Annotated in this window: 15 protein-coding genes; 3 read left to right on the top strand and 12 right to left on the bottom strand. The window is 41.8% G+C overall.

Annotated features, from left to right (window positions below; all coding sequences use genetic code 11):
- The first annotated feature begins 201 nt into the window (after nt 1-201).
- Nucleotides 202-753 carry a gamma carbonic anhydrase family protein gene (locus Q0779_RS23085; RefSeq protein WP_298776519.1) on the top strand — a complete coding sequence of 184 codons (552 nt, stop codon included), beginning with the start codon at nt 202-204 and terminating at the stop codon, nt 751-753.
- A gap of 15 nt (nt 754-768) precedes the next feature.
- On the opposite strand, the gene Q0779_RS23080 is transcribed toward Q0779_RS23085, so the two are convergent.
- The 4 genes from Q0779_RS23080 to Q0779_RS23065 form a co-directional block, all read right to left on the bottom strand.
- Nucleotides 769-1,044, bottom strand: coding sequence for a DUF1488 domain-containing protein (locus tag Q0779_RS23080; RefSeq protein WP_298776517.1), 276 nt, complete (start codon nt 1,042-1,044; stop codon nt 769-771).
- Between the two features lie 10 nt (nt 1,045-1,054).
- On the bottom strand, nt 1,055-1,867 hold the full coding sequence (aroE, locus tag Q0779_RS23075; RefSeq protein WP_298776514.1) for a shikimate dehydrogenase: 813 nt from the start codon (nt 1,865-1,867) through the stop codon (nt 1,055-1,057).
- A 302-nt stretch (nt 1,868-2,169) separates the two neighbouring features.
- Nucleotides 2,170-3,423: an amidohydrolase family protein gene (locus tag Q0779_RS23070; RefSeq protein ID WP_298776513.1), complete on the bottom strand. Its 1,254-nt coding sequence runs from the start codon at nt 3,421-3,423 to the stop codon at nt 2,170-2,172.
- A gap of 11 nt (nt 3,424-3,434) precedes the next feature.
- A complete protein-coding gene (locus Q0779_RS23065; protein ID WP_298776510.1) occupies nt 3,435-4,832 on the bottom strand; it encodes an amidohydrolase in 1,398 nt (465 codons plus the stop codon).
- Between the two features lie 182 nt (nt 4,833-5,014).
- Here Q0779_RS23065 and Q0779_RS23060 point away from each other — a divergent pair, with 182 nt between their 5' ends.
- Nucleotides 5,015-5,464 (top strand): group II truncated hemoglobin, encoded by a 450-nt coding sequence (locus tag Q0779_RS23060; RefSeq protein ID WP_298776508.1) that lies wholly within the window; start codon nt 5,015-5,017, stop codon nt 5,462-5,464.
- Here Q0779_RS23060 and hemF read toward each other — a convergent pair.
- The 6 genes from hemF to Q0779_RS23030 form a co-directional block, all read right to left on the bottom strand.
- Entirely contained in the window at nt 5,461-6,381 is a 921-nt protein-coding gene (gene hemF, locus Q0779_RS23055) for an oxygen-dependent coproporphyrinogen oxidase (protein WP_298776507.1), read from the bottom strand. The genes Q0779_RS23060 and hemF overlap by 4 nt on opposite strands.
- Nucleotides 6,382-6,390: 9 nt before the next feature.
- Entirely contained in the window at nt 6,391-6,954 is a 564-nt protein-coding gene (locus Q0779_RS23050; protein WP_298776506.1) for an L-threonylcarbamoyladenylate synthase, read from the bottom strand.
- Nucleotides 6,955-6,992: 38 nt separating this feature from the next.
- A complete protein-coding gene (locus Q0779_RS23045) occupies nt 6,993-7,547 on the bottom strand; it encodes a topoisomerase DNA-binding C4 zinc finger domain-containing protein (RefSeq protein WP_298776505.1) in 555 nt (184 codons plus the stop codon).
- A gap of 136 nt (nt 7,548-7,683) precedes the next feature.
- Nucleotides 7,684-8,157 (bottom strand): DUF494 family protein, encoded by a 474-nt coding sequence (locus Q0779_RS23040; protein WP_298776504.1) that lies wholly within the window; start codon nt 8,155-8,157, stop codon nt 7,684-7,686.
- Nucleotides 8,158-8,159: 2 nt separating this feature from the next.
- Nucleotides 8,160-9,179 carry a DNA-processing protein DprA gene (gene dprA, locus Q0779_RS23035; protein ID WP_298776521.1) on the bottom strand — a complete coding sequence of 340 codons (1,020 nt, stop codon included), beginning with the start codon at nt 9,177-9,179 and terminating at the stop codon, nt 8,160-8,162.
- Between the two features lie 113 nt (nt 9,180-9,292).
- Complete coding sequence (locus tag Q0779_RS23030; RefSeq protein ID WP_298776503.1) at nt 9,293-10,174, bottom strand: hypothetical protein; 882 nt, start codon at nt 10,172-10,174, stop codon at nt 9,293-9,295.
- A 53-nt stretch (nt 10,175-10,227) separates the two neighbouring features.
- Between Q0779_RS23030 and Q0779_RS23025 the strand changes: the two genes are divergently transcribed.
- Nucleotides 10,228-10,428: a hypothetical protein gene (locus Q0779_RS23025; RefSeq protein ID WP_298776500.1), complete on the top strand. Its 201-nt coding sequence runs from the start codon at nt 10,228-10,230 to the stop codon at nt 10,426-10,428.
- An 83-nt stretch (nt 10,429-10,511) separates the two neighbouring features.
- Here the strand turns inward: Q0779_RS23025 and Q0779_RS23020 are convergent, their stop codons facing one another.
- On the bottom strand, nt 10,512-11,078 hold the full coding sequence (locus tag Q0779_RS23020) for a DUF1629 domain-containing protein (RefSeq protein ID WP_298776498.1): 567 nt from the start codon (nt 11,076-11,078) through the stop codon (nt 10,512-10,514).
- Nucleotides 11,079-11,096: 18 nt separating this feature from the next.
- Nucleotides 11,097-13,355 (bottom strand): AHH domain-containing protein, encoded by a 2,259-nt coding sequence (locus Q0779_RS23015; protein WP_298776495.1) that lies wholly within the window; start codon nt 13,353-13,355, stop codon nt 11,097-11,099.
- Nucleotides 13,356-13,593 lie beyond the last annotated feature (238 nt).

Raw genomic sequence — 13,593 nt, 5'->3', positions numbered from 1 at the left:
TTGCCGTGTCAGTGGGTGCGCATTATAGGGAGATTTGGAATGAGCGCAAGGGCTTTTTTGCATTTAATTTAAAGAAACCCTTTAAGTGAACACAAAGCCAGCTAAATGGATAATTAAAACGCACAAACACTCACTTTTAGGCTTCTTATCGTATATTAACCCAGTATAATTCACTTATTCATCTTATTAAGAGTATCGATCATGTTTAAATCACTGCGTAGCTATAAAGGAATAACCCCGACACTGAATAAAAGTGTCTATATAGATGAAGCGTCAGTTCTTGTGGGTGACATTACCTTAGATGATGATGCCAGTGTTTGGCCCATGGTCGCGGCAAGAGGAGATGTGAATCATATTCATATTGGCAAACGGACGAATATTCAAGATGGCAGCGTTTTGCATGTCACCCGTAAATCAACCTCCAATCCAGAAGGGCATCCACTTATTATTGGTAATGATGTCACCATTGGCCACAAAGCGATGCTGCATGGCTGCCAAGTGGGTCACCGTATTTTAATCGGAATGGGGGCGATCATTTTAGATGGTGCAGTATTAGAAGATGACATCATTCTTGGCGCAGGCGCTTTAGTGCCCCCTGGCAAAACATTAAAAGCGGGTCACCTTTATGTCGGTAGCCCAGCAAAACAAATACGTCCCTTAACCCAAGAAGAGCTCGCTTTTTTGCCACAATCTGCAGATAACTATGTAAAGCTGAAAGATGAATACTTAAGTGAGCAATCACAAACACCTTAATCACTCCAACCGTACTTATAGCGTAATACGGCCATGCTCATCAAACGCCTCTTGTGCGATGAGCATTTCAACCTCTTCTTCGATATCAAAACGATAGTCATCGAATAGTGCTAATGCCTTAACCGATATATTATGATCATTGGCGTTTAGCACACTATTCGATATCCGCACTAATGATGCTAATCCGATACGACATTGAATATTCGCGCCTTGTACTTGAGCAGGAAAATCAATGCAAATGTGTTGAGTATTCCACTCTTGTAAATCGGAAAATAAAACGCTTTGATTCATAGTGTACCTATTATAATTGCTGACGAAGTTTATTAAGCACAGGTACGATATTAGGTTTTACACCCCGCCAAAGATAAAAACTTTGCGCCGCTTGACCCACAAGCATCCCCAAACCATCAATAGCTTTATTGGCCCCTTGAGCTACAGCCCATTGATTAAATAATGTGACTTCAGCACCATAAGACATGTCATAACAGACTGTTTTATTACTTACTATACTCTCAGGCAAGACAATAAGCTTACCTGTTAATCCGGCTGACGTTGAATTAATAATCACATCATACTCATTCGTTAGTGCTTCAAGCGATGTGGCCTCCACAGAGCCAAACTCTTTAAAAATCTGAGCTAACTGCTCCGCCTTACTGTGAGTCCGGTTACAAATAGTGAGTTGAACTCCCGCCTCTAATAATGGCTTAATACACCCCCTAGCAGCACCCCCCCCCCCCACTAAAAGTACCTGTTTACCTTTAAGATCACCAAATTGCTGTATTAGATCACTGACTAAACCCACGCCATCAGTATTATCCCCTCGAATACGGCCATCCGCTAAGCGTATTAAGGTATTTACGGCACCAGCCAGACTAGCTAATTCGCTAAGTTCATCACAAGCCTCAAAAGCTTGCTCTTTAAAGGGGGCGGTGACATTCGCACCTTTCCCCCCCGCCTTAAAGAATGCCGCTAATGTTTGGGGAAAATCATCCACTGGAGCGAGAATAGCTTGGTAAATGATTTTTTGCTGAGTTTGCTTAGCAAACTCAGTGTGAATAAAAGGTGATTTACTCTGCGCAATAGGATTGCCAAAAACCGCATACTTATCAATCATCAATTTTATCCTCATTTTTATATCGCCATGATACCTCAAACGACAAAAAAAAATAGGGCTAGCCATTGTGGACTAACTCTATTTTTTTACTATCTACATTAGGGACTATTGATCTTCCGTGGTTAAATTACACTCAGGACGAACATATTTCAATCGCAGCAAAAGAGGTAGAGCCTAGTCATTCTAAGCCCCTTTTCCTTAAATAGAAGAACCTTCTACAAAGAATAAAATACATTTAACCGAAAACTACAGACAGCGATTATGGAGCAGAAACAATCACCAAAGATCATCACTCCCTAAATTTACTGAGAATAAGCTGCTGGCATACTTGATTTTGTCATATAACGATCTCTAAGTAAGTCTTGACGACTTTCAACGGTTTGCTCTTCTCCAGCTATCCACATCTGTTGTACATGACTACTATATTCAAACGGATCATCATTCCACAACACCACATCTGCTGACTGACCTACAGCAATACGCCCCGCATCAAGCTGAAAAACATCAGCAGCATTTGCAGTAACGGCTTTCATCGCTGCACTATACTCCATGCCATTCGCAACGGCATGACCAGCACTGTAGCGTAAGGCATAAATGCCATGGGCATCACCACCCGTTGTTAATATCACCTTAACGCCAGCTTGCGTTAATTTAGCGGCATTATTCGAAGCATTATTCAAAGAATCAAAGCTTTCAGGTAAATTACGCATCGCATTTATCACCACAGGGATCTTTTCTTTCGCCAGTAGCGGCGCTACAGATATGGCATCAGCCGCGCCAAGTAGCACTAAACTCAATCCAAAGCGCTGTTTAAGTTTGATGAGTTGTACAATATCGCTGCCGCGATCGACACTCACAATTAATGTTTTTTTACCTGCAAGCACGGCATCGATAACAGCATTCTCTCTCACTGACTCAGCCATTAAAGGATTATCTGGCGTTTTGGGGTTCACTTCCTTAGCAGCTTGCTGACGCTCTTCTAGTTTATTCTTGAGCGTTTGCATTCCCACGACACGAGAGCCCTCTTTAACCGCTCCTAACTTCAGAAACAAGGCTTGCTCAGTAGCAATAATGCTATCCCATTCCCCTGTCAATTCAACGGCAATGGTTTGCCCTGCAAAAATACTGTCTTCTTCAGCACTCGCTGCAACAACATTGCGTGTGATCCCGCCTTTTCTGGCAAAAGGGATCGCCGTACTTTTAGGGTTAAACCCAAGGCTAGGATCAAATGTCATATCTGCCTTTTTATCTTTATTGTCTTGAGTGATTGCTTCCAACTCTATTTCAACTAAACCTAAAGAGTTCATCACACCAATAAAGCCCGGTGTCAGCACTCCTCCATTCGCATCAATAATAGTATCGGCTTCAATATTCTCAGGATTGACAGCAATGATTTTACCCGCTTCCATGACAATTGATGCATTGGCCAATACACCTTTCTCTGTCGAGGTGTAGATTTTGGCATTTGTAATCGCCAGAGTTTGTGCCAGAGCACTCCAAGGGACTGTAACCGCCAACATTGATATCGCTAAAAATACTCCATTAAATTTTTTCAATGCCTTACCCCTTAACCTTGACCTAACATGAAATCACTTGTTGCACGATAAGCATCATCATGACGATCAAATACCTTAGCGCCATCAATAAAAACTTGCTCTGCTTGAGCATAAACACTGAAAGGGTTGCCACCCCAAATCACAATATCAGCATTTTTTCCAACTTCAAGTGAACCCGTTGTATCCGCAATCCCCAGGGACTGGGCAGCATTTAACGTAATCCAACGAATGGCATCCGCCTCAGTTAACGCAAACCCATGTCGATTAGCGTTATACATAATTTTGGCGGCCTCTTGGTTTAAACGTTGAATAGTCATACTGGAATCTGAATGAACCACAGCACAAGAATTCGCCACAGCATCGACTATTGCGACATTTTCTAAAACCATATCATTGGCTTCCATTTTAAATCCCCACCAATCAGGCCACATTGCAGCACAATTTCCATTTTGAGCAAGTAGATCGGCAATCTTGTAAGCTTCGATGGCATGATGGAAAGTACCAGAGTGATAATTAAACTCTTTACCTAAATCTATCATCATCGCCATTTCTTCTGATTTATAGCAGTGATTATGGATCAAAATATCGCCTTCCAAGACCCCTTTCAAAGTGTCATTCGTCAAGTCTCTTTTCGGCGGAGTAGGATTTAATCCCGCAGCATAATCGGCATCATATTCATCCCATGCACGTTTATATTCTGTTGCTTCTGCAAATGCTTGACGGTATCCCGCCATATTTCCCATTCGTGTCATCGGCACTTGCTTGCGCTTACCATAAACCCTTTTTGGGTTTTCACCACACGCCATTTTTAATCCATAAGGTGCATCTGGAAATTTCATTCCTTGCATGGTCACGGCAGGGATATTCCTCAACGTCACCCCACGCCCACCGATAAGGTTACCCGATCCGGGTAAAATCTGTAGTGTCGTCACACCGCCTTCACGGGCACGATTAAACGCTGGATCTTGAGGCCATACGCTGTGCTCTGCCCAAACTTCGGCAGTAACCGGGGAAGTCATTTCATTACCATCTTGATGTGACGATGTACTCGGACTAGGATAAACCCCTAAATGAGAGTGAACATCGATAATACCCGGTGTGATCCATTTACCTGTTCCATCAATCACAATCACTTCATTGGATATAGTATTCGTTTTAGACAATTGCTTACCAATTGCAGTAATTTTACCTTGGGTAAATAATAAATCTGTATTCTCAAGCTTATTTCCAGCAGCAGTTAACACAGTGGCATTCGTCACTAACGTCATATTGCTAGGTAAGGCTTGATAAGTACTTGGATAAGGGTTTTGATCAATACTGACGTGAGGTGCTTGGTCTTGAGTCTGTTCGCATCCCGAGAGTATTACAGATACCGTAATTATGCTTAATAACGGTGCAAATCTAATCATGTGACTTCCTATTATTATTTTGCCTTAATCTAACCAAGTTACTAACAAAAATACAGCTAATAATTAAATCAATTTGTAGCAAAATATTAACAGGTGCAATAATGCAATCCACTGCCACTCTAATTACCCAATATCAAAAATATCGTTATAATCTCAGCAGGTTTCTATTAAGGCAGTAATCAATGAAGTGGTTAAAGACGTTATTTGCTATCGACAAACCCAACAATACAAAAAATGATGACCGTGATGAAAATCAGTCAAATGCCTATGAATTGATTGGTGGTGAGAAAACTATCCGTTTATTAGCAAAAGAGTTTTATAAACAAATGCGACAACGTAAAGATACTGCGCCTTTATTAGCCATTCATCGCTCGCCTATTGATGACTCTGAACAGAAATTGTTTGAATTTTTAAGTGGCTGGTTAGGTGGCCCGCAACTATACCAACAAAAGTATGGTCACCCTGCGTTGCGAGCGAGGCATATGCCGTTTGCTATTAATCAATCAATGGTCGATCAGTGGCTCACCTGTATGGATCAAGCCATTATCAAGGTAATAAAAAAGCCTGAGCATCAACGAGTGATTTTTCAGGCCATTTCAACGCTTGCCAATAACATGCGCAATAAAGACTAACTTCCAAGCTTTAACCAGTCTTGAGGCTTAAGATAGCGCTCGTATAGCTCTGCTTCTTGAGAGTCTTTTTCTGGCGTATAACCATATTCCCAGCGCACTAGTGGCGGCATTGACATCAATATTGACTCAGTGCGCCCACCCGTTTGCAAACCAAACAAGGTACCTCGATCATAAACGAGATTAAACTCAACATAACGACCACGGCGATAAAGCTGGAATTGACGCTGATGCTCACTAAACTCAGTATCTTTACGACGTTCAACAATGGGCGCATAAGCCGCTAGAAAACCTTCCCCCACCGCCCGCATAAACGCAAAGCTATTATCGAACCCCTCTTTATTAAGATCATCAAAGAACAAGCCTCCGACACCACGGGTTTCATTACGGTGTGGTAACCAAAAATATTCATCGCACCATTTCTTGTACTTTGGATAAACGGCCTTTCCAAACGGTTCACACAAGGCCTTGGTCGTTTCATGCCAATGAATGACATCGTCAATATATGGATAAAATGGGGTTAAATCAAAACCACCGCCAAACCACCAAACAGGATCGGCGCCTTCTTTATAGGCAATAAAAAATCGCACATTTGCATGGGTTGTTGGTATATGCGGATTATTGGGATGAATAACCAAAGATACGCCCATGGCCTCAAAGCTGCGACCGGCTAATTCGGGGCGATGTGCCGTAGCAGAGGCAGGCATTGCCTCACCCATAACATGAGAGAAGTTCACACCAGCCTGCTCAAATACCTGACCTAGAGTCAGCACACGACTTTGCCCACCTCCCCCTTCAGCACGAGTCCATTGATCTTCTTTAAAATCAGCCTGTCCATCTAATCTTGTTAAACCTGCACAGATTTTATCTTGTAATTCAAGTAAAAATGCTTTTACTACATTGGCATCAGGTATACTCATTACGCTTATTTATCCTTGTCTTAATATTTGTCCACTCATACTGTCTATTATCGTGGACGGCGATTTTTGTGTGCCAAGCTCTCCAATGACAACCCCGGCTATTTTGCTTTCAAATTGCTGTTTAATTTCTGTCATCGACATAGCCGGTTCAGCTCCAGACAGATTGGCACTGGTAGAAATAATCGGCTTATCGATGGCACGACATATACTGCGTACTCCCTCATGTGCAGACACACGCACAGCAATAGTATCAAATGCGCCTCTAATCAAAGGGGACAAATTATCTTTACAAGGCATAATAAAGGTATAAGGTCCTGGCCATTTACTTTGTACAAAAGATAATTGTGATGAATTCAGTTTGGATTCATCAATGTAAGGCAGCAATTGCTCATATTTTTCGGCAACGAGGATCAATCCTTTTTGCCAAGCTCTCTGTTTAATCGCCAGCAATGCTTCTATTGCCGTTAAATTATCAGGATCGCAACCTAAACCATAAACGGCTTCAGTTGGGTAAGCAATAACGCCACCATTATCTATTACTACAGCCACATCTGATGGCGACACTTCTAACATGATTCCCTCGATAACTTCATTGAGTCTACAAAAACATTCTATTTAACGGATCGTTTGTACTTACAGGATTTCTTCGAGCACTCAAGGCGTAAACCCGCCGCTCCCTTACGTTCAACAAGAATCGCAAAATCACATTCAGGGCACGACTCTGCAACTGGCTTATAATTTACGATGAACTTACATTTAGGGTAATCGCTACAAGCATAAAAGCTTTTTCCAAATCGGCTAGTCTTATGCTCTAATTGCCCCTGCTCACAAATAGGACAATGCACAAGTTCATTTGCCTCATTATGAGAATGTTTTTCAATATAATGACACTCAGGATATTGCGTACAACCGATAAACAATCCAAATCGCCCCGATTTCACAGCCAGTTCATGGCCACAATCAGGACACTCAGAGCCAGTAATAACTTGCGCTTCCATTTGGCTGGTTTGTACCAAAGGTCGAGTATAATCACAAGTCGGATAATGCTCACACCCTAAAAACCCACCATGTTTACTGTTTTTAATCACAAGAGCACCGTGACACAAAGGACAAGCCTCTTGCTCTTTAGCAGGAGGTTGAAATAAATCTTGATCAATCTTTACCATGATATTCTCATTTATCCTATCTGCCCATGAATCTCATTCTAACAAGTCTCATTCGATCAAAAAAGGAAGCTTTCGCTTCCTTTTATTACTCAACCACCCACACCTTAACTGAAACGCTGCCCCTTATTATCAGCACTTAAGAATGAAGCCGTCCGTCTGGCTGCTCAAAAATCAAATCTTCCATTTGTTCATAAGCGGATTCATGCCCTGGTGCATTAAATAACACCATTAGCACTACCCATTTCAAATCGTCTAAAACCAGTGTCGTTTCATCAATCTCCATCACTCGATCAACAACCATTTCTCGAGTCTCAACACTTAGCACTTTAATTTGCTCTAAAAACAACAAAAAACCGCGGCTTTCTACATCGATTTTATCCATCTCATTCTGGGTGTAAATCCGAAAAGAATGTTGTGTGTGATCACATAAGTAAGGTTTATCGCTCTCCTGTAAGTCTGCTAAACATTCTAGCCAAGTTAAAGCCTTAATAATATCGGCTTGATGAAATCCAGCTCGTGTCAGTTCTTTGGTCAACTCGTCCTCATCGACAAGTAACTCTACTTCACCATGAACATAGTTTTCAAATAAATACATGAGGATATCAAACATGGTTAGCTCCTCTTTAATTTTACATAACCACCGGGTACAGCAGTAACCCACCCTTGCAATTCCAATTCAAGCAACTGCTCTAATACTAGCTCTATGGTTTTTCCACTATGCTCAACCACAACATCAATTGGTGTGGTCTCATAACCAACACTAGCTAACAGGGAGGCAAATGGCAAATCAGAGGCCTTATCCACCTCTATATGGTGACGACTTTTCACTTGTTCAAGGTGAAAATGACATAAAGCTGCTAATTCTTCGACGATATCCTGCGCATTATCGACTAATTTAGCACCATTACGCAATAAATCATGACAACCTTGACTTTGACCCGTTAAAATATTCCCAGGAACAGCAAAGACTTCTCTTCCCTGTTCCATGGCTAATCTAGCCGTAATTAAAGAGCCACTTTTCCTTGCAGCCTCAACCACTAATGTCCCCAACGACAAGCCACTAATGATACGATTACGCCTAGGAAAATTACCTGCATAAGGTTTCACTTGTGGCCAAAATTCACTAATGATACAACCTTGCTGATAGATAGCATGATACAAACGCTCATGCCGTTTAGGGTAAATAATATCAATTCCGGTGCCTAATACAGCAAAAGAACGCCCATTAACATCTAGCGCTCCTTGGTGAGCGGCGCCATCTATCCCTATCGCCATTCCACTGACCACATTCAACCCCATAAGGGCTAATTCTGAAGCCAATTGATGTGCAATTGTGAGCCCTGACTGCGTGGCACTTCGACTGCCTACGATAGCAATAGAAGGGACGAGTAAATGATTTAACTCACCTTTGATAAACAAAAGAGAGGGGGGGTCGGATAGTTCATTTAATAAAGGGGGATACATTGCATGCTGGGGATAAATAATATGATGAAGTGGATCACTATTTTGCCAATTCAATGCCCGCTCCACTAAAGCAAAGTTGACGCTCATCGCTTTAGAAGAAACCGCCCCCATTGAAGCCAATGCCGCTGGTTCATGCTCAACCTTATCTCTCAGTTCAGCCATTGTCATTGCATTTAATAATTGTTTTATTCGAGCAGGTCCTAACCCAGAGGCACTACTGACAATTAACCAGTCAACCAATTCATTTTCGATAAATCCTCCTGTGCTTCCAGCTCCAAGTCCTAGCGACCACCAACACTGTCACCCACTCGAATCGGCCTTAGGTTTTCCATGATGATCCCAAAGCTCATGTTATCAAAAACTTTAAATATCATAAGCCTTCCCGAATGAACACGCGGCATCACAAAGGCAGGATCCCAATGATAACTCGCCATCATTTTGTCATAGGCCGTTCCTTCATTAAGGCGAACTACCTGATCCTTTTCCAGCAAAATCACTGACTCATTTTCCCCAGAAATAGACAATAACAGCCCTTCCCTAACGCCTTGAAAACGTCCTTGATTGAGATAAACCACATCCATCACGCCCATAGCCGTCCTTTGCGCCTCTGACGCAATAATAGATGCGGGCATATTTAATTGAGATATATTAGGAATATAATAAGAAGGCATAATCATGCCCTGTGATTGCACGGCGACAACATCACCCAATTGTATTTCTCTAAAACTACTCAGTACTTTAACCGCTGAAATAAAACCAGAATCGCTCACCACAACGCTTGCAACCAGTATCATCTCTTGCTCGATTTGGCCTGAATGACTTGACTCAAACTGCCTCCCTTGTTGATAAACGCCTAATAATGCTCCCTTTGGCAGTACACCATTCACATATATCGTATTGCTTTCCCGATAGAGCATTGACGGTTCATCGCTTCCAATTACTAAAAATTGAGCCCCAAGCCAATCTGAAGAAACAATCAGATTTTGAGACAAATAAGGTCGAATCAAGGCTAATTCCAAATCTGAAAAAGTTGAAGTGGGTATTTCATTAGGAATAATGCGTACCTGAGGTGTTAACTTAATGACCTGTTTGGCGTTAGCCTGTTGCAAAAACAAAAGCAGGCTTATCGATAACAATAAAAAAGTAAAGATACCAGCTTTCATTTAAGCTCCCTTTTCATTTAGCTCCAAAACATAAAGTATAACGAAGAGTGCTTATGCTTGCTTTATGTACGACTTTTTTTCTTCCATCTCACAGTGACAGGCGGTTTCATTTGTTTGGTGGCCGATTTAGAACGGGGGATCCGGTAGAATATGGCATTAGCTTTGTGGTGGTCGTATTGTGCATTTTACTGATGAAGCTGATTGGTGATAGCGGTTTTGTGCCGTTTTTCTATGACTGGGCAGGCAGCCATTGACCTTATAAAAAGTACCAAGGCATCATCGATGCCTCAGTCTTATTCAAAGTAGTGGAAGAAAAACCGCTTTAGGATTTTGTAATTTACAGATAAAAATCTTCAGGTTTGTAGAAGGTAAACCCAGTGATATTGTTCGCTTCAAAAGCTTGTTTGACTTTGTCGTGAGCAATGACAAGTGGCAGAAAAGAAGTTAAACGAAAAATATAGGGTAAAGGCATATCAGAGGTATCGATAAATGATAATGCATTTATTCGTTTTATATTACCTGGACGCCTCAGCACTACATCTGATTTATCGTAGTCAATGATATCGGCATCACCAATGATATTAATTAGATCGTAATCGGTACAATCTTGATTGTCATTGACACCTTTTAACAACACTGGGAATTCTTGAATATTATTAGCACCCGCATTTCTTAATGTTTGAGAAACGCGTTTATTTGCAAGTAGCCCTCCGAACCCTGGCGCACTTAAGTTATCTGTTAATGTTTCAAAATTCTCTTCTGGTGCAAATTCAATTAAAGGGATCTCACCTGTTATATGGCACCCTTCATCACACTCTAGGTCTAAATCCTCTATAACTGAAGGTACTCCAAACAAAATTTTTTCATTATCAGTTTGTCTTTCTGTGAACATTACCCAGTACATAAAATCACACTTCCTTTTTTAATTTTTATAAATATTTTCAATACGTTCTATAGCCAATTCTCTTTCTTCTAAAGCTTTCTTTCTAAGCAAATATTTCCAAGAAATAATATTTTTCTTAATATCATTAGATAGCTCATTTAGCTCACTAATTACCTCTTGACTTTGTTGTTTATAATCATTTTTATTTTTGCATGATTTTTTTATTTCTTTTTCAATATCCTTTAAATAAGGTGCAATTTTGTCATAATAATGATCATTAGAATGGTTTCCTCTGTGACATTGCAAATCATGCTGAGCAATATCGAATTTAAATGCGGGTAAACAAATGCCATTCTTATGATGGTTAACATCATAACCAGCCAATTTGGCATTATGTTTTAGCTTTAATACATTGTTAAATAACTTGATTGAAATCAAGTGATGCTTTTGTGTGGGATACTCAGGATGTTGCATATTGACGGCTTTATTAACATCACTCATTTTTTTCGTTATTGATTGATATTCTTCTTTTGTGGCTTTAGTGTCTTTACCTGCCCCATAAATAACCCAAGGTTCTAACCCAGCTTTGACCCATTTTTTAGCAAAAACATTATCCCGCTTAATGACTCCATTATTTGGGTAATGGATCGGTTTTTTATGCTTACCCTTACAGTCTTTCCAGTCGCATTTGTGCGTTTTATCCTCGTCTTCTTTGTGCTTGTTGTTTTGTTTGTTCTCTTTCAAAGGCGTCACAAAAGTGCGGGTATTGAGATCCGCTTCATGGTTAGGGATGGACGGGTCTTTTTTATACAGCTGTTTTTTGGTGTTGTTGTTGCGCACCACTTTGAGGGCGTCTTTCATCTCGCCAAGCACTTCAACGGTTTCTTCTAGCACTTTACCTGCCTTGCGGCCATTGGCGGCAAGCAAGAGCGAGGCGCAGGCAATGGGGCCACCGACGCCACCTGCAAGGGTGCCAACTGCGGTACCGCCACTGACCACGGCGGTGTCCATGCCCAATTGCGTGACATGATAGGCACTCATTTCCACTACTTTGTCGGGCGGCAGGGCGGCCAACATGCGCGCCGGTAAACTGGCAATTAACTCACGGCCTTGGCTGTCGCTGAGTAACAAAATCAGCATTTCCATGGTATCACACGCTTCCCACATGCCTTGTTTACCGCGCTCTTTCCATGCTTGGAATTTATCTTCCAGCGCATCCACATCACCCGTGGCAATGGCCTCGATGAGCATAGTGACGTTAATGTCTGCCGCATCTAACAGATCACCAAAATCCCCTAAGTCAGGTAGATATTCGGTTACACCGCTGGCAGCACCAGATTGCGCGGCCTTGGCCATGTCCCAGGATTGGCTTAAAAAAGACTGATTATTAAATGCCTGGCTTTGTTGATTTAGCTCATCCAGTTTGTGATTAACCGCATCGGCAAACGCTTGAGTGACTGGTACCTTTTGCTGCTGACTTTGTTGCTGATTGAGCTTATCGAAAGCATGTTGAGCGCTTTGTTTAGCTTTGTTGTTAATGGCGTTATCGAGCTTGGTATAAGCATTATCAAGCGTATTTTGTGCCTCAGCCGCTAGAGCTTCATCGCCAAATAAGATGAAAGCGGCGTGGTTAGTGTTGGGTTGTACTTCTGCTTTACCATGCTTATCTAACGTGCCCGTAATTTGAGTATTTTTACCATCTTCCATGATGACGGTATAAGGCACATTGGCTGCCTTGGTTTGCTCTTTATCGTCGTACACCAATTTAAAAATCAGTCGATTCGGCGCCATGGCAAAGGTATCGGCCACCTTCTTTTTGGGTGGCTCAGACTTAGGATCTGCTACTAACGGCTCTTTCGTGCGTTTAGGCATTTCCGCTGGCGGATGCAGATTACCCGATGACGGGCTTTGATAAGGGTTGCCGCCAATATTAATCATGCCACCTGCGGTGCCTAAGCGAGCATCGATAGCCTTAATGACATCCTTTGGATAGGCAGTATTGATGGCGGGATGCGCTTGCCTGACTTGCATGGGCTTTAAGCTGTGAAGAATGATTTTGACTCTGTCTTCTGTGCTTAGCTCAGCCTTGGGAAAGTCCATGATGAACATGGGCGCTTTAGGTTTATTTAGAAGAAGGAGTTTATCACCGCGAGTCAAGGCGGTTTTAAGGCTTGATAATGACTCACCCGTAGCAAGGTAAGCCTTTAACTCGTTATCTTTTAGAGATGAAAAATCCGTTTCAATGCTTAACGCTTCATGCTCCATCAATTGATGGAGTTGCACTACCTTCCCTGACATACGGCTCCCTATTCCCTTATTATCTTTTTGCCTTTCCCTAAGAGCGGTAATTTACCACAATGGGTTAATATTAAAAGGGATTTATTTGTCCTATTGTGGGCGCACTTTCACAATCTAAGGCTAGAAAGCGAGTCAATAATGCGCTAAATTAGCGCGCACGTTATTTATTAACGCTAAGAATCAGCGAACCAGCCGTAAAGGGATAGACGATGGAAAAGTGGGGCAGTGACACACCAGA

It is taken from the genome of uncultured Shewanella sp. (assembly GCF_947491715.1).
GTDB lineage: Bacteria > Pseudomonadota > Gammaproteobacteria > Enterobacterales > Shewanellaceae > Shewanella.
Note: the sequence above shows the minus strand (reverse complement) of the source record. Positions and strands in the feature narration are given on the sequence as shown.